The organism is Chryseobacterium sp. 'Rf worker isolate 10', from assembly GCF_050753305.1.
In the GTDB taxonomy this organism is placed as follows: domain Bacteria; phylum Bacteroidota; class Bacteroidia; order Flavobacteriales; family Weeksellaceae; genus Chryseobacterium.
Window position 1 is genome coordinate 1,829,871 of record NZ_JBOZOF010000001.1, and the last position, 19,982, is coordinate 1,849,852.

General features: G+C 35.8%; 19 protein-coding genes and 1 pseudogene. 15 read left to right on the top strand and 5 right to left on the bottom strand.

Annotation, left to right across the window (positions count from 1 at the left end; translation table 11 throughout):
* Positions 1-128: 128 nt before the first annotated feature.
* The 6 genes from LKL37_RS08230 (at position 129) to LKL37_RS08255 (ending at position 3,879) form a co-directional block, all read left to right on the top strand.
* Positions 129-701: a Crp/Fnr family transcriptional regulator gene (locus tag LKL37_RS08230; protein ID WP_431610073.1), complete on the top strand. Its 573-nt coding sequence runs from the start codon at positions 129-131 to the stop codon at positions 699-701.
* Positions 702-798: 97 nt separating this feature from the next.
* Entirely contained in the window at positions 799-1,332 is a 534-nt protein-coding gene (locus tag LKL37_RS08235; RefSeq protein ID WP_431610074.1) for a YceI family protein, read from the top strand.
* A gap of 33 nt (positions 1,333-1,365) precedes the next feature.
* The gene (locus tag LKL37_RS08240) at positions 1,366-1,584 is read left to right on the top strand and encodes a tautomerase family protein (RefSeq protein WP_431610075.1); all 219 of its coding nucleotides are present in this window, start codon (positions 1,366-1,368) and stop codon (positions 1,582-1,584) included.
* Positions 1,585-1,591: 7 nt separating this feature from the next.
* Positions 1,592-2,326: an SDR family NAD(P)-dependent oxidoreductase gene (locus LKL37_RS08245; protein ID WP_431610076.1), complete on the top strand. Its 735-nt coding sequence runs from the start codon at positions 1,592-1,594 to the stop codon at positions 2,324-2,326.
* Positions 2,323-2,775, top strand: coding sequence for a nuclear transport factor 2 family protein (locus LKL37_RS08250; RefSeq protein ID WP_431610077.1), 453 nt, complete (start codon positions 2,323-2,325; stop codon positions 2,773-2,775). The genes LKL37_RS08245 and LKL37_RS08250 overlap by 4 nt, the downstream gene beginning before the upstream one ends.
* A gap of 30 nt (positions 2,776-2,805) precedes the next feature.
* The gene (locus LKL37_RS08255; protein ID WP_431610078.1) at positions 2,806-3,879 is read left to right on the top strand and encodes an NAD(P)H-dependent flavin oxidoreductase; all 1,074 of its coding nucleotides are present in this window, start codon (positions 2,806-2,808) and stop codon (positions 3,877-3,879) included.
* Positions 3,880-3,886: 7 nt separating this feature from the next.
* Here the strand turns inward: LKL37_RS08255 and LKL37_RS08260 are convergent, their stop codons facing one another.
* Positions 3,887-5,242 carry a deoxyguanosinetriphosphate triphosphohydrolase gene (locus LKL37_RS08260; RefSeq protein ID WP_431610444.1) on the bottom strand — a complete coding sequence of 452 codons (1,356 nt, stop codon included), beginning with the start codon at positions 5,240-5,242 and terminating at the stop codon, positions 3,887-3,889.
* A 200-nt stretch (positions 5,243-5,442) separates the two neighbouring features.
* On the opposite strand from LKL37_RS08260, the gene LKL37_RS08265 reads away from it, so the two are divergent.
* Positions 5,443-6,072 (top strand): class I SAM-dependent methyltransferase, encoded by a 630-nt coding sequence (locus LKL37_RS08265; RefSeq protein WP_431610079.1) that lies wholly within the window; start codon positions 5,443-5,445, stop codon positions 6,070-6,072.
* Between the two features lie 90 nt (positions 6,073-6,162).
* Positions 6,163-6,897: a DNA-formamidopyrimidine glycosylase family protein gene (locus LKL37_RS08270; protein ID WP_431610080.1), complete on the top strand. Its 735-nt coding sequence runs from the start codon at positions 6,163-6,165 to the stop codon at positions 6,895-6,897.
* Positions 6,898-7,095: 198 nt separating this feature from the next.
* On the opposite strand, the gene LKL37_RS08275 is transcribed toward LKL37_RS08270, so the two are convergent.
* Both LKL37_RS08275 and LKL37_RS08280 read right to left on the bottom strand, forming a co-directional pair.
* Complete coding sequence (locus LKL37_RS08275) at positions 7,096-7,818, bottom strand: LytR/AlgR family response regulator transcription factor (RefSeq protein WP_431610081.1); 723 nt, start codon at positions 7,816-7,818, stop codon at positions 7,096-7,098.
* Entirely contained in the window at positions 7,818-8,894 is a 1,077-nt protein-coding gene (locus tag LKL37_RS08280) for a sensor histidine kinase (protein WP_431610083.1), read from the bottom strand. Before LKL37_RS08280 ends, LKL37_RS08275 begins: the two co-directional genes overlap by 1 nt.
* A gap of 248 nt (positions 8,895-9,142) precedes the next feature.
* Between LKL37_RS08280 and LKL37_RS08285 the strand changes: the two genes are divergently transcribed.
* The 3 genes from LKL37_RS08285 (at position 9,143) to LKL37_RS08295 (ending at position 11,390) form a co-directional block, all read left to right on the top strand.
* Positions 9,143-9,514 carry a hypothetical protein gene (locus tag LKL37_RS08285; protein WP_431610084.1) on the top strand — a complete coding sequence of 124 codons (372 nt, stop codon included), beginning with the start codon at positions 9,143-9,145 and terminating at the stop codon, positions 9,512-9,514.
* A 7-nt stretch (positions 9,515-9,521) separates the two neighbouring features.
* Positions 9,522-10,493, top strand: coding sequence for a hypothetical protein (locus LKL37_RS08290; protein ID WP_431610085.1), 972 nt, complete (start codon positions 9,522-9,524; stop codon positions 10,491-10,493).
* A 240-nt stretch (positions 10,494-10,733) separates the two neighbouring features.
* A complete protein-coding gene (locus LKL37_RS08295; protein ID WP_431610087.1) occupies positions 10,734-11,390 on the top strand; it encodes a glycosyltransferase family 32 protein in 657 nt (218 codons plus the stop codon).
* Here LKL37_RS08295 and LKL37_RS08300 read toward each other — a convergent pair.
* Entirely contained in the window at positions 11,387-11,722 is a 336-nt protein-coding gene (locus LKL37_RS08300; RefSeq protein ID WP_431610088.1) for a DMT family transporter, read from the bottom strand. The genes LKL37_RS08295 and LKL37_RS08300 overlap by 4 nt on opposite strands.
* 1,182 nt (positions 11,723-12,904) lie before the next feature.
* Between LKL37_RS08300 and LKL37_RS08305 the strand changes: the two are divergent.
* The 3 genes and pseudogenes from LKL37_RS08305 (at position 12,905) to LKL37_RS08315 (ending at position 15,317) form a co-directional block, all read left to right on the top strand.
* A pseudogene (locus LKL37_RS08305) lies at positions 12,905-13,623 on the top strand (AAA family ATPase).
* Entirely contained in the window at positions 13,620-14,354 is a 735-nt protein-coding gene (locus LKL37_RS08310) for a YggS family pyridoxal phosphate-dependent enzyme (protein ID WP_431610089.1), read from the top strand. Before LKL37_RS08305 ends, LKL37_RS08310 begins: the two are co-directional and overlap by 4 nt.
* A gap of 564 nt (positions 14,355-14,918) precedes the next feature.
* Positions 14,919-15,317 carry a helix-turn-helix domain-containing protein gene (locus LKL37_RS08315; RefSeq protein WP_431610090.1) on the top strand — a complete coding sequence of 133 codons (399 nt, stop codon included), beginning with the start codon at positions 14,919-14,921 and terminating at the stop codon, positions 15,315-15,317.
* Between the two features lie 105 nt (positions 15,318-15,422).
* Here the strand turns inward: LKL37_RS08315 and gcvP are convergent, their stop codons facing one another.
* The gene (gene gcvP / locus LKL37_RS08320) at positions 15,423-18,281 is read right to left on the bottom strand and encodes an aminomethyl-transferring glycine dehydrogenase (RefSeq protein WP_431610091.1); all 2,859 of its coding nucleotides are present in this window, start codon (positions 18,279-18,281) and stop codon (positions 15,423-15,425) included.
* Positions 18,282-18,699: 418 nt separating this feature from the next.
* Between gcvP and LKL37_RS08325 the strand changes: the two genes are divergently transcribed.
* Positions 18,700-19,878, top strand: coding sequence for a DcaP family trimeric outer membrane transporter (locus tag LKL37_RS08325; RefSeq protein WP_431610092.1), 1,179 nt, complete (start codon positions 18,700-18,702; stop codon positions 19,876-19,878).
* The last annotated feature ends 104 nt before the right edge of the window (positions 19,879-19,982 follow it).

Here is a 19,982-nt window from a genome sequence, read left to right on the forward strand (position 1 = left end):
AATATAGGAAAAATAAATGTAAAACCGGAAATATAATCCACAGAAAATCAGTGCTGCAACGGCTAAATTATTTTTTAAAATTAAAATTATTCTTAAAAACTCTTACTTTTGAATATTCATTACACACCATGACCGATTCTAAAGAAATATTAAAAGATCATATCTCCAAATTCACTTCTCTTACGGAAGAGCAGCTGGATTATGTTTTTGGGCATTTTAATCTGATGAGTTTAAAGAAAGGGCAAAGCCTGATCTCAGAAGGTGATTTTGTGAACCATGAATATTTTGTTATTGAGGGCTGCCTGAAAGCTTTCTATCTTAATGACAGTATGAAAATGTTTATCCTCCAGTTTGCCATGCCTACGTGGTGGGTGACCGATTTTGATGCGCTTTACAGCAAAACAAGGGCTACGATTAATGTAGACTGCATTACAAATGCCACTATCCTGTCTATTTCCAATGAAGACAGGGAAAAGATCTGCAATGAAATTCATGAGGTGGAACATTTTTTCAGATGGAGAACCAACAAAGGATACGTTGCTGCGCAGAAACGTCTGCTTTCTTTTATGAATAATGATGCTAAGTTTCGTTATCAGGAGCTTTTATCTATGTATCCACAGTTATACAATCTGGTTCCGAAACACCTGATTGCTTCTTATCTTGGAGTGACCAGAGAAACTCTGAGCAGACTCCATCAATAATTTACCTCTTTAAAATCCCTTCTATTTTGTGAGGTACATCACGTAACTTTTTCTTTCGATCGGCTGAACTTTGTGTCAACATTTAAACCCAATAAAAATGGACACAAAAAATTTTAAAGTCAATAAAGAAAATAGCACCATCGAGTGGATCGGAAGAAAAGTAACCGGCGCTCACAATGGAACTATTGATGTAAAAGAAGGAAACTTTATATTCGGAGAGGGAAAACCTATATCTGGAAAATTTACCATTGATACCCGCAGTATCAAAATCCTTGATATTGAGGATGCAGAAACCAATGTTCAATTTGCCAATCATCTGGCTTCTGATGATTTCTTTAATTCAGAACAGTTTCCCGAAGCTTATTTCGAGATTACTCATACAGAACCGAGTGATGAGAATCTATATTACGTGAAAGGAAATCTTACGATAAAAGGCATCACACATCCTATTGATACGAGTCTACAGATCGTAAAAACGGATAATGCAGCTGTTTTAGATACTAAAATAGTGATTGACAGAACGAAATTCAACATCAAATTCAGATCTTCTAATTTCTTCACCAATCTTGGTGACACCTTGATCTACAACAATTTTGACCTCAACATTCATCTTGTTGCGGAAGCTTATTAATTCAAATATTAACCATCTTAAAAATTTACCATCATGCCATTCATAAAAGTAGAAGTACTTCGCGAAGATCTTACCCGCGAAACGAAACAACAATTAATCAGAAAAATAAGTGAAGCCGTTACTTCAGTTTTGAATAAGGATCCTCATTTAACCCATATTGTCATCAATGAAATTGAAGATGACAACTGGGGATATGCCGGAGAACAGGTTTCAGTGTTAAAAGAACAGGGATTTTCAACAGAAAAAAAATAAATCAGCAATGAAAAAACAAACCGTCATTATAACAGGGGCATCTTCCGGAATAGGATTGGAAACAGCCCGTTATTTCCTAGACAGAGGTGATCATGTCATCATTAATTCACAAACAGCATCCAAACTGGAGGAAGCATATCATGAATTGGGAGCCGGACAGAATCTGGCAATGGTTGCCGGAAATGTTTCAGACAAAGCAACAGGAGAAGCACTGGTTCAAAAAGCTTTAGAAAGATTCGGAGCTATTGATGTTCTTATCAATAATGCAGGAATTTATGAAAACAAACCATTTCTGGAGGTTACTGAAGACTATCTGGACCGTTTTTTAACAACAAATTTAAAAGGAACATTCTTCACCACGCAGGCTATTATTCCTCAGATGATCAAACAAAAAGACGGAGTGGTGATCAATGTAGGAACGCCATTGGTATATCATGCTATTGCGGAATCTCCTTCTACAGCACCTATTTCCAGCAAGGGAGCTATTCATGCACTAACTTTACAACTGGCTGCAGAGTTTGGAAAAGATAATATCAGAGTGAATACGGTTGCTCCGGGATTAATCAGAACTCCAATGCATGGTGCAGACCTTGATCATAATGCAGGCCTTCACCTGATCAACCGTATCGGAGAACCGGAAGAAGTTGCCCAAATGATTCATGCAATTGCCAAGAATAAATTAATTTCCGGAGCCATCATCAATGTGGACGGAGGCATGGGAGCCGGACATCACTTATCATGAAACTATCATTAATTATAGCATGGCTGTTCAGCTTTCCGTTGAGCAGCCATGCACAAAATCTAAAGGATATGAATACCAATCAGACACCAGAAACTGAAATAAGAAATGTCATAGAGAATTATTATTTCAAAGGGATTTATGAAGGAAATACTGAGCTGTTGAAAAAAGCTTTTTATAAAGGTGCTTTGCTTTTCGGAGATGTCAATGGAGTTCTTTATTTGAAAACAGCAGAACAATATATTGAAGGAGTTGGGAACCGTGTAAGCCCCGAAAAATCCGGAAAAAGATTTAAGGCTGAAATTATTTCAATTGATGTCATTCATTCAATTGCTGTCGCAAAATTAAATGTAAGAATGTATGATTTTAATTATTATAATTTCATAACTTTCAATCATATAGACGGAAAATGGCTCATCGTTAACAAGACATTGACCCATGTACAACCTTAATTCAAATTTTTAATTAAAACCAATACAATCATGTGGAATAAAAATAGGATTACGGAATTATTAGGGATTGAATATCCTATTCTGCAAGGCCCTTTTGGCGGAGGTCTTTCTACCATTGAACTGACAACCACGGTAAGTAACCTTGGAGGATTGGGAGGTTTTGGAGCGTATACTTTGTCACCACAGGAGATCTATGACATTCACACAGCCATACAATCCCAAACGGACAAACCTTATAACCTTAATCTCTGGGTAAACGATCATGATATTATTGACGAAGAACATACAAAAGAACAATATCAAAAGACGGTTGAAACTTTCAAACCTTATTTTGATCTTTTGCAAACAGATATTCCTGCACCTCCACTCTCTTTTGAATCGAGATTTCAGAATCAGCTGGATGTAGTCCTTGATATTAAACCTAAAGTTTTCAGCTTTATGTTCGGATTGCTTGATGAAAATATCATCGAAGATCTTCATCGGCAGGGAACTGTTGTATTGGGAAATGCCACAACGCTGGATGAGGCAGTTGCTCTGGAAAAAACAGGAGTGGATATAATTGTAGCTTCCGGCTTCGAAAGTGGCGGCCACAGACCTTCATTTATGGATCAGGCTGAGCTTTCTACAACAGGAACCTTTGTTTTGATTCAATTAATTAAGGATAAGGTGAAAATTCCTGTGGTTGCTGCCGGAGGTATTGCCAACGGCCGTGGAATTGCCAGTGCTTTCAAACTGGGTGCTGATGCCGTACAGATCGGAACTGCATTTCTAGCCACAGAAGAATCCGGAGCATTACCCATCCATAAAGAGTTTTTGTTTTCTGATGCAGCAAAATCCACTACGCTTTCCAGAGCATATACCGGAAGATTAGGCCGTGGAATTACTACAAAAATTACAAGAGATGTATTGGCTGCAAAGGACAAAACATTACCGTTTCCTTTGCAAACGTATTTTATGGGAGCATTGAGAAAAGCCGCCCTAGAACAGCAAAAGAACGACCTGGTATTCTTCTGGTCTGGACAGATTGCTCCTATTTTAAAGCATAAAAAAGCCTCCACTTTAATGCAGTCATTAATAGAAGAGGCTTCTGAATTATTACAATAAATAGAATTTACATTGTCATCCCGATGTCTATTCCTTTAATTTTCCTATACAAATCGGTAGCGTAATTATCCGTCATTCCGGAAACGAAATCAATAACTCCAAGAACTTTCTGATAATCGGTTCCGTCATTGTAAATGAATTGCTTTGGAATTAATTTCAAAGCTTTTTCATCATAGGATTTTCTTTGGCCGTCAGGCTTAAGAATGGAGGGAATAAAATGATCCAGTAGTTCATACATTACGTTGTAGCCTGCATTCTCAATTTCAACAACCGCTTTATGATTGTAAATTTTTTCTACCGAGAAACTCTCAATATCCTGAAGTGCTTTATTTTCTTTTTTATAAATATCAAGTAAGCCGTTGCCAAGATTTCCTTCAAGGATCGTCTCAAAGTTGGATTTATACATCTCAATCGACTTATTGATCAATGCATTAATTACTTTCGCTCTTAAATAAGAAATCTGTTCATTTTCATTAGAAATCGAGCTTAATTTTGTTTCAATTCTCTGAACATCATCTGTTTCAGATTTTACAAGCTCGAAAAATAAGTTTTTACAATCAGCTGTTGAAACAATTCCCAATCTGTGAGCATCTTCCATATCAATGATGTTGTAGCAGATATCGTCTGCCGCTTCCACCAGCCATACAAAAGGATGTCTTTTGAAAATATGTGGCTCTTCACTTTCAGAAATAAGTTGGGTTCCTTTGGCGATTTCGAGGAATATATCTTTTTCATTCTGGAAAAAACCAAATTTCTTCCTGTGGATGATTCCTTTTTTCTTCGCTACAGCCTCACATGGATATTTTGCAATACTTGCCAGTGTAGAGAATGTCAACTGAATACCTCCGGCATCTTTTCCTTGCTGCTGCTGCGCAAGTACTCTGATTGCATTAGCATTTCCTTCAAAGTTAACCAGATCCGCCCACTCTTTTTCATTGAACTTTGATTTCAGATCTTTTTCATTTCTTTCAAAATAGCTTGCAATAGCATCTTCCCCGGAGTGTCCGAAAGCCGGATTTCCAACATCATGACACAAACACGCTGCTGCAATTACATTTCCTAAATTATAGAGATAAAAATTCTTTGAATCTTCAGTAAGTTCGTTTTTAAAATCTTCAGCAATAAATTCACCAATAATACTTCCTAAACTTCTTCCTACGGATGATACCTCCAAAGAATGCGTAAGTCTATTGTGTACAAAAACACTTCCGGGAAGAGGAAAAACCTGAGTCTTATTCTGCAGTCTTCTGAAGGCAGAAGAGAAGATAATTCTGTCGAAATCCCTTTGAAAATCAGTTCGTGAAGCTTTAGTCTGTGGATTGTTTCCTGTACGTTGATTGGTGAAAATCTGGTTTAAATTCATCATTTTTCAAAATTACTCCAAATTTTAATTGTATGGAATAGTATTTAGATTTTTATTAGAGAGATCTGTCATTCAAAAAATCTATTATAGTAAACGTTTTTTAGGGATCGGAAAGCTTCAGGAAATATTCTACATTTGACACAACTAATAAGCGGAAGAATACTCACATTCTTCTTTTACATTTTAAATTCTTTATAACTATGACAGACAATACATGGCTCAACAGATGGGACGAAAGGTACGGCAGCGAAGAGTTTGCGTATGGAACGGAACCCAACAATTATCTTAAAGAACAGCTTAGCAAATTGAAACCAGGCAAAATACTTTTTCCTGCAGAAGGTGAAGGCCGAAATGCTGTTTTTGCAGCCACACAGGGATGGAAGGTTTCTGCTTTCGACATCAGTGCAAACGGAAGAAACAAAGCACTGCAACTGGCTGAGCAGCTGAAAACTTCTATTGATTATCAGGTGGGAGAACTTTCTACTTTGGATTATCAGATAGAACAGTTTGATGCTATTGCTCTTATCTATGCCCATTTTCCGGGTGCCATCAAGTCTTCTATTCATCAGATGCTGAATCAATATCTGCGTAAAGATGGCTTTGTCATTTTCGAAGCTTTCAGTAAAAGTCATCTTGAATATATTGCAAAGAACGAAAAGGTAGGCGGCCCGAAAGATATTGAATCTTTATTTTCTATTGAAGAGATCAAAGCCGATTTTCCGGACTATCGCATTATTGAATTAGCAGAAACAGAAATTGAGCTGAGTGAGGGATTATTCCACAACGGGACGGGTTCTGTTATCCGATTTGTAGGACAAAAGCTTGTCTGAATATAATTTGAATAGGTTTATTTTGGGATAAAACTTTAGATTTTATCCAATTATGGAATATTATTTGAATCTTTATCTCAAAATAAACGTATGCCTGAAGGTCCATCCATCATATTAATGAAAGAAAACCTGCAGCCATTTGCGGGTCAGCAAGTGACAGAAGTTTCAGGAAATGCCAAATTCGAAAAAGAGGTGTTCATTGGGCAATCTCTCCTGGAAATCCGGACTTTTGGAAAGCAGACTTACCTTATTTTTGAAAAAGCAGCCATTCGTATCCATTTATTAATGTTTGGCTCCTATAGTATTAATGAACAGACTAAACCAGATCAAAGTTTGCGTTTAGCCTTGTTTTTCTCTTCCGGGAGCATTTATTTTTACACCTGCTCCGTAAAATCCGTACCTCTTGAATATCTTTCCACGATTGATTGGGAAGCTGATATAATGAGTGATCAATGGAGTCCCAAGAAAGCCGAAAACAAATTAAAATCCAATCCGAAAATGATGGTCTGTGATGCATTGATGAATCAGGATATTTTTTCGGGAGTCGGAAATATTATTAAAAATGAAGTTCTTTTCAGAATCGGAGTTCAGCCTGAAAGTTTATTGGGTAATCTTCCTGCTAAAAAAAGAAAAGAACTTATTGCCGAAGCCAGAAATTACAGTTTTGATTTTCTGAAATGGAAAAGAGAATTTGTTTTGAAAAAGCACTGGCTGGTTCACACCAAATCTATCTGTCCGATATGTGGACAGAAACTTATCAAAAAACAAACAGGAGTCGGAAAAAGAAGAAGTTTCTTTTGTGAAAAGGATCAGAAGCTTTATTAAAATTAAATGATGACATTTCAGGTTTTGGCTAAAGCCGTTGAAAGATTTTATTTATTTAAACGGGCTCCCTTCGACAACGCTCAGGATAATAGTCAGGATCTATTGGATACATTTTTTCGCCACAGATTACACAGATTTTCACAGATTTTTTGATCACATGAGTGATATTTATATTACTCATTGCTAATTACTCATCCATCAGTCTGAGTTCAAAAGTCCTCCCGCAAATTTTGTAAAAAATTCGGATCTGTAGACTTCTCCAAGAGGGATCTCAGAATCTTCGATGTATATATTATGATTATCAAACGAATCTATATAGTTCATATTTACGACGTATGATTTGCTTACTCTGATGAAAGTTTCACCGGATATTTTCTGATGAATGGTTTTTAAATTCATTGCCGTAATAAGCTTCTGCTGTATTGTATGAATCACCACATAATCTTTAAGTCCTTCAATAAACTTAATATCTGAAAAACTAATCTTATAAAATCTTCGCTCTGCTTTGATGAATAAGAAGTCTGCAGTATTGGATTCTACTGTACTTTTCACCGTATCTTTAGACAACAATTCGGTGTAAAGTGTTGCTTTATCAATCGCTTTTTTCAGTCTTTGGGAGTCAATAGGCTTCAGAAGATAATCCACAGCTTCCAATTCATAACTCTTCAATGCATATTGGGAATAGGCGGTTGTAAAAATGATCAGTGATTTTTTCGGAAGCATTTCTGCAAATTCAAGACCTGTCACCATAGGCATTTCTATATCCAGGAAAATAAGATCAACATCATTATCTTTAAGAAAACCGAGAGCAGAAGGCGCATTAGAAAACTCCCCAAGAATATCAATACTGGCGATCTCAGTAATCAGCGATCTCATTTCGGATCTTGCCAGAGGTTCATCATCAACGATAATACAATTCATTACACGGGAATTTTTAAATTTACACTATATTCTTTCTCACCGGATTCTATCTGAAGATCAAAAGTATCATTATAAAGAAGCTCCAGCCTTCTGGTGATATTAGCAAGACCAAGTCCGCTGTTCTTCTTATCCGAAACACTATAACCGGCACTTCTTGAGTTCACGCATCTGAAATAAAGTTGTTTATTCTCAATATTGATTTCAATTTTCACATAAGATGCTCCTCCATGGAGATCTACACTGTGTTTCACTGCATTTTCTACGAAAGTGGTAAACAGATTGGGCGGAATAAAAGTGCTGTTGACAATCCGTTTATCTGCCTCTGTATGAATATCAAAAGAGAAATTATCGCGCCTTATTTTTTCAAGATTTAAAAAATTGGACAGAAAATCAATTTCTGAAGTCAGTAACGTTTTTTCTTCACTATTTTCGTAAAGCTGATACCTCAGAAATTCGGAAAGTTTCACAATCACCACTGAAGCTTTTGCTGGGTCTGTCCTGATAAGTGCTTTTACATTATTCAGCATATTAAAAAGAAAATGAGGATTGATCTGGTTTCTCAGCTCATTCAGTTCCATACTCATGGTAAGGCTGCTCAGCTCATTGATCCTCTTATTATCATTGATCCATTTCTGCAAAAGTTTTATGGTTGTGGTCGTCATGATGATCGGAATACACATCAGAACTCCTTCATAAATTCCTCCCCTCTCACTTTCCTTAAGAATATTTTTCACTCTGAATTCTTCGAAGAACAGCCTGAAACCATAACCGATAAAATTAAGTCCCGCCACTCCCATCAGTACAAGCAAAACAAGGTAGGTAACATATTTTGTTTTAAAGAAAAACCGCGGAACCAATACATATATATTTATGTAGACCATCGCAATGAGAATCGTATACACAAAGAACAATACATAATACTGATACATTCCGGAATACCAATGCCAGAACCTCGCGCTGTACATCAAAAAGAAAAAGAAAATCAGAAACAGGAGGTGTCTTCGGAGTCCATACTTCGCTTCCACCAAAAAATCCATTGCAAAGGTTTCTTCAAATTTCCACGGACTGTATTTCATGCGATAAACTCATTTTAAGGTTAACAAAAATAGACAATAACGGAAATTACAACTATTTTATTATACAAAACCTGCATTTTATTATACCAATTTTCAGCTTTCCGGATTTTGTATAAAATACCGGCGGTTTTGTATAAAAACAAATTCATGCGCTCCTTTTCTCTATTCCTTTGTGTTGTAAAATGACACTTATGGAATTAACAGCTTTTCACCAACTTACTCAGGAAATATCACTAAAATGCTTTTTTATGACAGAATCTCAACAGGAAGAAAAAGTAATACAGCTCATTGATTTACATCATTTTGTAGAATGTTTTGATCCTAAAATGGAAATCCTCAGCTATCTTCATCATCCTATTAATATTGTGGAACATAAGGAAGAGAAAAAAGGGATTCTTTTTTGCGACCTTAAACATTCTGCCGTGCCTGACAGTAATGCTTCTGAAGAGTTTAGAAGAAGGTATGGACTTTCAGAAGTCTGGTTTGTTTTTGTAGAGGAAACTTTTGTTCCGGATACGGCCTCCTATACCGATGCCATTATCGAAAACAGTCTGGATATCTTCTATGACAGAATTTTCACATTCAATTTTTTTCAATCTGTAAGTCAATCCTTAAAATAAACTGCCCATGAAAACATTGAGAAGAATGCTTGTACCACTGGCAATACTCCCTTTTAAAAATATTATTTATGCTCAGAAAAAGGACAGTATTCTGTTGAAAGTACGGGCTTTTTTTGCTGATAAAATTCCGCAGGCCCGAAACTTCAATCTTGAATATACGCTGGTTGCGCCTTCCTCTTTTTCCTCACAGCTTCAGGGGAAAGATCTTCCGGATAATAAGATGAAAAGCTTTCAACAGGTGAAGGCAGATGCTAATATTTACTTTATCAAGAACAGAAGCTGGCTTTTGAGCACCGCCCTAAGCTATCGCTACACTTCAATCAGAAACGAAAATTCTGTCATCCCCGGAACGGAAGGTGAAGAAAACTTCCACTATCATTCGGAAGCGATCAACCTTAGCTATTTTTCACAGTTGTTCAAAAAAACGGCCATTTATTCTGCGAGTATTTCGACGGATGGAAGTGATCAGCATTTTGAACGTATCAGAGGATTGGTTACGGCTTCATTGATTTTAAAGGTAACTCCAAAAACAAAAATGACTCTCGGACTGGCTGGTATTATTGATCCGAGTACCCAGATTCCTGTGCTGCCTATCTTCACCTATGAAAACAGATTCAATAACAGATGGGTACTGGATGTACTGCTTCCGAAAAAAGTATTAGTACGAAAAGATATTGCTGCAAACGGAAGAATATCTCTGGGAACAGAGATGGATAATACATCCTTTTACACCTACCGCAATAATAATACGTATGAATTCCGGCAGGTAGCTCTCAATTCGGGTGCGATCTATGAACACAATCTTGGAGGAAATTTCATAGGAACTTTTAAAGCAGGGCTCAGAGCGAATATTAATTCCAGGGCTTTTAACAAACAGGAATCCTTTAATGATTATGTATGGAAGGGGACTTATAAACCTTCTTTCTATTTCAATGCCGGTATTTCTTATAATCCATTTGAAAGACGAAGAGTAAAATAAGATCAACAATAGTTCAATGTTAAAGTTTTCCAGCTCATTATCAGGATCTGAAAAAAAATATTAAAAAAAAATTAAAATTTCTATCTATTGGGATTTAACCATTCACCCAAAATACAATCAAAACCTCAGAAAACATAAATTAAGAGTATTCTCATTCATGAAAAATTTTATTACCACTTATGCAAATGGTTTATGAAAATGATTTCGGGATTTTCCTCTAAGAATTGAATAAAATTGAATATGGCAGTACCTAAACAGATATTTCAGACTTTTATAACTAAAAAACTTCCTCTGATTACGCGTTATCATATCTGGAATATGAAAAGAAAGAATCCGGAATACAAGTATTACTTTTATGATGATCAGGACATAGAAAAATTTCTCACAGAAGAATTTCCGCCCCAATATATTGAAACTTATCATAAACTGAGGATTGGTGCTTCAAAAGCTGATTTTTTCAGATATGCTGTTTTATATAAGAAAGGAGGTGTATATCTGGATGTCGACAGCAGTATTATCAAACCGTTCAGAGAATTGATTAAGGATAATGATGAAGCTGTAATCAGTGTAGAAAGACACGAAAATCTGTATGTTCAATGGGCGCTTATATTCAATAAAAATCATCCTTTTCTAAAGAAAACATTAGAACTGATGATAGATAATATAAACAGTCACCGATATCCACATAATATCCATGCTACTACAGGTCCTACTGTATTCAGCAATGGAATAAGGGAATCATTAGAGGAAAATCCAACAATTCCTTTTACATTATTTAGCGGCATTGAATTCCGCGGATATTTAAAGTTCAAATATAAACTGGGAAAGTTTTTTTTATACAAAACAAGGGCACAACATTGGAAACAGATGGAAAAACGCCACGAGATTATTTTCTAGTGAGTACCCATTTTTGAAAATACATTAATAATAATCACTCCGATTATAATCAAAGCAATACCAATAATGGCAGGCAGGTCCGGAACCTGCTTGAATGCTAATACTCCTATCACTATTATAAAGACAATTCCTACTCCGGACCAAATGGCATAGGTAATCCCTACCGGGATATGCCGAAGCGTAAGGCTCAAAAAATAGAAAGCACAGGCATACCCGATAACGGTCACCACGGATGGCCACAGTTTGGAGAACTCCTCAGATTTTTTCAGGAAAGTGGTAGCGATGATCTCAAATATAATTGCCAAAGCAAGAAAAATATAACTGCGTCCCATAAATTCATTCTTTATACAAAAGTAACGAAAGCACTTCGGTAATTCCAAAAAGGAAACAAATATGATCATCTCTTTATTCCCAAGAATGCAGGTGTTTCTCTCCTTTCTAATACTTTATGAAAAGCTGCTTTTTTAACATCCATTAATACGGCTATTTACTACACAGGCACTTAACACAACTTAAACGCTTTATTTTTAGTCACATGGAAAATTAACAGGAATAAAAAACGTGTCAGTGTATCAACTTTTTTTCTGCCATGACACAAAAACAATATTTCTCCACGTCATGAAATGTGACAGCTGACAAAAATTCCTAGGGAAAAAAATCTGGATTAAAAATAAGTTTTCTTAACATGAAAATCCATTTCAGGTGAAAATTAAAGTTCACAAAATACACTTTACAGCAATATTATGCTAAGCATTATTTATTATTTGTTTTATCAAGTCCAATATAGAAGTCGAGAAACGGTTAACGTTTTAATAAAATTTTACAGATAGAGTAATAAAAGTATTAATAAATTTTCAATAATTCATTAATTTAATGTAAATAAAATTTCACCAATAAATGAACATCAACTCTCGTAATACACTGATATACATCATAACTATTTACTTTGGCACGTGATTTGAAAGTAGTAATATTACAATTGAAAGATTGATAAAAAAAAGTCAAATAATTAAAAATAATACAAAATGGTAACTTATATCGGTATCGCAACAGGTTTAGTAGTAATCGCTTCCTATTTAATGACAGTAAGAAGAGAAAGAAACTAATTTTAAAATAAAATAAGCCTATAGAATATCTATACTAATTATATTGTTTTATGTTTTTAGTCTGAGAGATCAGATTGCTCTTTTACCATCGGGTAAAAGGGCCCAAAAACATAAGCAGAAAGATCTTAGTTTCATAACAAATTTTAATATCCAAATGAGAAAAGCCGGTCGTAAGTCTGGCTTTTCTTTTTTATTGGTGGTTTTTTTTGCAATATCTTTTTTACCCGCAGATCTTGCAGATTTTCCCAAATTATTTCTAATACCAACATCCATTCATCATTCACCATTCATCATTTATCATTTATAATTCACTTTCCGCTGGACCAGATGTTTATTATTTTTTAGGATTTCTTCCGGCATACAATAAAGCTTTATCTTTGTTTATTCAATAATCTTTTAATTGTCATTATGAATCTGTACAACCTCATTATTCAAGATAAAGAACAGGTAACACTTAACGAGGTATTTCTCAATACAAACAACCGGGATCAGCTTGTACAGCTTATCAAAGAACACAACTACATCAAAGAACTGCAGGAATACGGTCTTCCGGTTAATAATAAGATTTTGCTGCAGGGAAGTTCAGGATGCGGGAAAACAATGACGGCAAAAGCTATCGCCAACGCATTAGGGAAAAACATCATGATATTGAATCTGAGTAATATTGTTTCTCGCGTATTGGCGAAACGTCTCAGAACATTAAAATGATCTTTGATAAAGCAGGACGTGAAAGATCTGTACTTTTTCTTGATGAGCTGGATCAGATCGGGAAAGCAAGGGGCAGCGATGATAAGGACGTTGGCGAAATGAGAAGACTGGTTAATACGTTAATTCAACTGATTGATTATTACCCTGAAAATTCTCTTTTGCTTTGTGCAACCAACCACCCTGAGATTATTGATACAGCCTTAATAAGACGTTTTCAGCTGAAGATAAATTACGAAATGCCTTCTGCTGAAATTCTGGATACGTTTTACGATCAATTGCTGGCAAAGTTCCCTGAAGATATGAGAACGGTTGAAAGAAAATATTCTATTTCTTTTGCCGAAGCTAAGGATTATGCTTTAACGGCTGTGAAAGCGGCTTTAATTAAAAAACTGGAAGCCAAAGAAACTATTTCATCATGAAAGAAGATATTCTCCACAATCTCAACGTGATCAATGACCGGATAAAAAATGCCTGTGAAAAATCAGGAAGGAGAACTGATGAAGTTAGATTATTACTGGCAACCAAAACCGTTTCTTCAGATCGTATCAAAATCGCGCTGGAATACGGCCATACCTTAATTGCTGAAAACAAAGTCCAGGAATTGAAGGAAAAATATGAGGATCTCAAGGATGTTCTTCATGAAAACCATTTTATAGGACATCTTCAGACCAATAAAATCAAAGATATTCTGAAATATGATGTTTCATGCATTCAGTCTCTTGATCGTCCGGAGTTGGCTGAAAAACTTCATCAAAAGCTTTCAACCGAAAACAGAACGATAGATGTTTTAATTCAGGTGAATACGTCCAATGAAGAGAGTAAATTTGGAGTTAATCCCAATGAAGCAATCGAACTTATCAAAAAGGTTTCTCACTACTCTACTTTGAAGATAAAAGGCTTAATGACGATTGGTTTATTCAGTGCCGAAACCGAGAAAGTAAGAACATGTTTTAAAATCCTGAAAAAACTTCAGCAGGATATCATCCAAGAAAATATTCCCAACGTAGAAATGAAAGAGCTTTCCATGGGCATGAGCGGAGATTTGGAAACAGCCATTGAAGAAGGTGCTACAATTGTGCGTGTAGGAACGGCTGTTTTTGGAGCCAGAATCTACCCGGACAGCTATTATTGGGATGAAGGAAAGGCTTAAATTTTACATCAAATATCATCATTAAAATAAATTCTAAAAACACTTTAGCAGTCTACAAATCCGGTATACTTTTTGATATAAACATTTCATAACCAAACAAATGCATTTATGAATAAAAAATTACTATCGGTATGTCTATTAATGACATTATTATTCTTTTTTTCATGTGAAAAAGAAAACCCACAGATAAAAAGTGGAATTTCAATTGAAACTATTTCAATTATTACCTGCGTTACAATGGGCGTAGCCATTTTGCTGGCTTATACCGTTAAAAGAAGATAACAAATTAGAATTTAAATACTAAGGCACCTCTCAATGTTTGAGAGGTGATTTTGTTATTTTGCAAAAGGATTTCTGTTTATATTTGAGGTCTACGCTCCGCAAAGTCTATTTTAAATAAACAAAAATAAAATTCGTTTTTTAAAATACTCTCAACTTAAAACCAATAAAGCTGTAAGCGCATATTAGATCTATAAAAAAATAACTTCAAACATACTTTCTATTTTTCCAACACAATTTTCTATCTTTACTACTCAAACCTTCAAATAAGTATAAAAACCACAAATGGAACAAAAGATACATCAGGGAAGAAATGTAAAAAGATTCAGAGAAATGCTAGGCATCAAGCAGGAAGCTTTGGCGCTGGATCTAGGTGACGATTGGAATCAGAAGAAAATTTCCTTATTGGAACAGAAAGAAATCATCGAAGATCCTTTACTTCAAAAAATATCTGAGGTATTAAAAATTCCAGTGGAAGCTTTTCAAAATTTTGACGAAGAACAGGCTATCAATATTATTGCAAGCAACTTTCATGATAATGCAACAGGTGTAATTGTCAATAATTATAATCCTATTGATAAAATCATCCTGCTTCATGAAGAAAAAATTGCGCTTTACGAAAGAATGCTAAAGGAAAAGGATGACATGATGTCTAGGTTAGAAGAAATGATCAAAGGAAAATAAAAAAAATATCATCGAGCATTGAGATTGCTTCGCTTTGCTCGCAATGATTATAAAATAAAAATCCCTCTCATCACTGAGAGGGATTTTTTATGTTTAAAACAAATATTACATATAAGCTTCAATAGGCTCACAAGTACATACTAAGTTTCTGTCTCCGTATGCTTCATCTACTCTTGATACAGAAGCGAAGAATTTGTGGTCTCTCACCCACTCCAGCGGATAAGCTGCCTTTTCTCTGCTGTATGGTTTATCCCAAGAATCAGAGATTACCAGCTGTTCTGTGTGAGGAGCGTTTTTCAATACGTTGTTTGCAGCATCTGCTTCTCCATTAGCAATTTCATCGATTTCTTTTTTGATAGAGATCAATGCTTCTGCAAAACGGTCAATTTCAGACTTGCTTTCAGATTCTGTAGGCTCAATCATCAATGTACCTGCAACCGGGAAAGAAACGGTAGGAGCATGGAAACCATAATCCATTAATCTCTTCGCCACATCAGCCACTTCAATTCCTAAAGATTTGAACTGACGGAAATCTACGATACATTCGTGAGCTACTCTTCCGTTTTCATTTGAATATAAGATTGGGAAATGCTCTGCTAAAATTTCTTTCAGGTAGTTAGCATTCATGATTGCGTGTCCTGTAGCTTTTTTAAGACCTTCAGTTCCTAACATTTTAATATAAGAATAAGAAATGTTAAGAATCAATCCTGAACCGTATGGTGCAGCAGAAATACCTTCGATAGCTTCTTTAGACCCGATTCTGATATTCGCGTTAGAAGGAAGGAAAGGTACTAAGTGTTTAGCAACACAGATTGGACCTACTCCAGGACCTCCACCTCCGTGAGGAATTGCGAAAGTTTTGTGAAGGTTAAGGTGGCAAACATCAGCTCCGATATTTCCTGGACTTGTAAATCCTACCTGAGCGTTCATGTTAGCCCCATCCATATATACTTGTCCTCCGTGTTCGTGGATAAGATTGGTAATTTCTTTAATGTTAGCATCAAAGAATCCGTAAGTTGAAGGATAAGTGATCATTACAGCTGATAAGTTTGCTGAATGAAGTTCTGTTTTAGCTTTAAGATCTTCGAAGTCGATTTCCCCGTTTTCAAGGTTTTTCACGACTACGATTTTCATTCCTGCCATAGCAGCAGAAGCCGGGTTTGTTCCGTGTGCAGACTGAGGAATCAACACTACATTTCTGTGGTGGTCTCCTCTTGAAATGTGATATTCTCTGATAACCATTAATCCTGCATATTCTCCCTGAGCTCCAGAGTTTGGCTGAAGAGAAGTTCCTGCGAAACCTGTAATTTCTGCTAAGTCTTTCTCTAGTTCACGGATCATTTCCTGATATCCTTCAGCCTGGTTTACAGGTACAAATGGGTGAACAGCCCCCCAGTTTTCCCAAGAAAGCGGTAACATTTGAGTTGCTGCGTTCAGTTTCATGGTACAAGATCCTAAAGAAATCATTGAATGCGTCAATGATAAATCTTTTCTCTCAAGACGCTTGATATAACGCATCAATTCTGTTTCCGTATGGTATTTGTTGAATACAGATTCTGTAAGAATTTCGTCTTTTCTTAAATTTTCTTCCGGAATGCTGTATCCTTCTTTTATTTCTAATTTGAAAGTCTGCTTGTCTTTAAACTGAGCGAAAGAAGCCATCAGATCATTTAACTTCTCTAATGTTGTACTTTCGTTGATCGCAATGCTTACTACACCTTCTGTGAAATAGTTTAGGTTTAGTCTGTGATCAAGCATTAATCTTACTAATCTTGCTTTCTCCTCTTCAGGCATAGTGATTTTTACAGTATCGAAGATTGGCTCTTCTACTACCTGATATCCTAAGGCTTTAAGACCGTTTTTCAAAGCATTTGCTTTAAAATGAATCTGATCTGCAATATAATTTAATCCTTTTGGACCATGGTAAACAGCATACATTCCTGCCATTACTGCCAAAAGAACCTGAGCTGTACAGATGTTTGAAGTAGCTCTCTCTCTTTTGATGTGCTGCTCTCTTGTCTGTAACGCCATTCTTAATGCACGTCTTCCGTACATATCCTGAGAAACCCCGATAATTCTTCCCGGGATATCTCTTTTATAATCCTCTCTACAAGCAAAGAAAGCTGCGTGAGGACCACCATATCCTAATGGAATACCAAATCTTTGTGTAGTTCCTACGGCACAGTCAGCACCCATTTCTGCCGGCGACTTTAGTTTAACCAAAGCCATCGGATCACAAGCAACTGCTACCTGAAGGTCAAGTTTTTTGTATTCTACGATATCTTCAGTATAATCCAGAACAATTCCGTTTTTACCAGGATACTGTAATAAAATACCATAATAAGAACCGTCAAACTGGTGAGTTTTGTGATCTCCTACTACGATTTCGATTTCTAATCCTTCAGCTTTTGTTTTTAATACAGAAACTGTTTGAGGAAGTACAAGATCTGAGATAAAGAATTTATTAGCTCCTGCTTTTTTCTGATCTTTCGTTCTGTTGTTGAAGAACATGTGCATTGCTTCAGCTGCAGCAGTAGACTCATCCAACAGGGATGCATTGGCTAATGCAAAACCTGTAAGGTCACATACTACAGTCTGGAAATTAAGAAGAGCTTCAAGTCTACCCTGTGCGATTTCTGCCTGGTAAGGTGTATAGGCAGTATACCAGCTAGGGTTTTCAAAAATATTTCTTTGGATTGCTGAAGGCAAAAGTGTATTGTGGTATCCAAAACCGATATAACTTGTATAATCTGTATTTTTTGATGCCAATTCTTTTGAGTGGTTCAACATTTCGTATTCAGAAAGCGGTTCCGAGATCTCAAGATCTTTCTCTAAACGGATAGAAGATGGAATCGTCTGAGAAATTAACTCTTCAATACTAGAAACGCCAAGTTTTTCCAACATCGCCTGCTTATCGGCTTCATTAAGGGAAATGTGACGGCTCACAAACTGTTCTGTATTCATTTTTATTTATTAGATTTTGTTTGTAAAAAAGATTCGTAAAATTACGATTTTTTAAGCGATTTCGCAACACAGAAAATGCCCCTCTATTTTCTTAAAAATTCTTAAAATTCCAAGCTAAAGTCTTTTTAAATGTTAAAAAACAAAAATAATTATTTCACTGTTTAATGAATTTAATTTCAAAAAAATAAACTTTTAAAGAATATTCCTTTTATTTTCATTTCGATTCTCTTGTTTTCATTTTTCCTAACCCTGGTAAAAACCTAAAATTATTCACTTAAACGGTTTACCGAAGCATTTGTACATTCGTTTGAAGTATTGCACAATATGGAAAAAAGCTATGATAACAAATGAAAATTCAACTATTAACCTGAGAATATATTATATGAAAAAATAAGAAAGACACCATAAAACAACATAGATGACGAAGAAAAGAAAGAACGGGCTTATCAGGCCGGCGTTCGCGACTATTGCTTTGGTAGTATGCCAGGCAAAAGCAAATGCACAGATAACGGTTGTAAATACAGAACCTGATTCTTCCGGAAGAAAATGGTCTGCTTATTTAAAAGGATTTGTACATGCAGATGCAATGTTGGATTTTCAGGAAGTTGGGGCTAAAGATGGAATTGTCGCTCCTTCTATTATAATTCCACAACACAATTCAATGTCCAGTTATTTCAGCGTAAGACAATCCCAGGTAGGGTTGGGTTTTAAACAGACGTATCAAAATGGAGACACTCCGGTTTCAGCCTATGTAGAGATAGACTTTTATGGAGCTAACGGAACTACTGCACCAAGATTAAGACATGGTTATCTTCAATGGAAAAAGTGGCTGATAGGCCAAACGTGGAGCAATTTCAGTGATTCTGAAATTTTCCCCAATATATTTGACTTCAACGGAGCCAACGGCGCAATGCTTAACCGTTCCATTCAAGTTCGCTACACTGAAAAGCTTTCTGATAAAGAGACTTTATCTTTCTCTCTGGAAGATCCGGGTAAAATAAGTATGACAATACCCAGCAATCATCCTGAATGGAAAAAGAAAAGCCTGATCCCGATTGTAACAGGGATGTACCGTTATGGAAATGCCCGGGATTATGCTAAAATTGGTGCCACCCTATCTCCTGTTAATTATGAAAACCGGGAAAGCAGTTATACAAAAATAGGATTTGGAGGAATTGTTTCGCTCAGAAAATATGTGACGAATCTTGATGATTTCAGACTGCAGGCTTCTTATGGAAAAGGATTTGCAAGAAACAACATTGTTTTAAGCGGAGAAGGTTATGATGCCGTTTTTGATCCTCAGCGCAATACAGCAGAAACGTTAAGTCTTTTCAATATATTAGGAATTTATGAGCATTGGTGGTCTCCAAAATGGAGTTCTGTAATGTATTATAGTTATTCGCAGATCGGATTCAATCCCGCAGTTATAAATAGTATGATGAAGCGTTTTCAGAATGCGGCGATCAATCTTATTTATCAGCCTTATAAAAATCTGAGAATGGGTGTGGAAGGAAATTATGCAATGACTGAAAATTTTGGAGATATGAAATCTGATGCCTTCAGGCTGCAGTTTTCAGCTTCATTTTCACTTAAATAATGCCCCTATTGCAGGCCTAATTTTCAGGCCTGCAATTTTTTATGCAAATTTATTAATTATATTTATTCTAAATTAATATATTTGCATCATGAATATGATTGTCC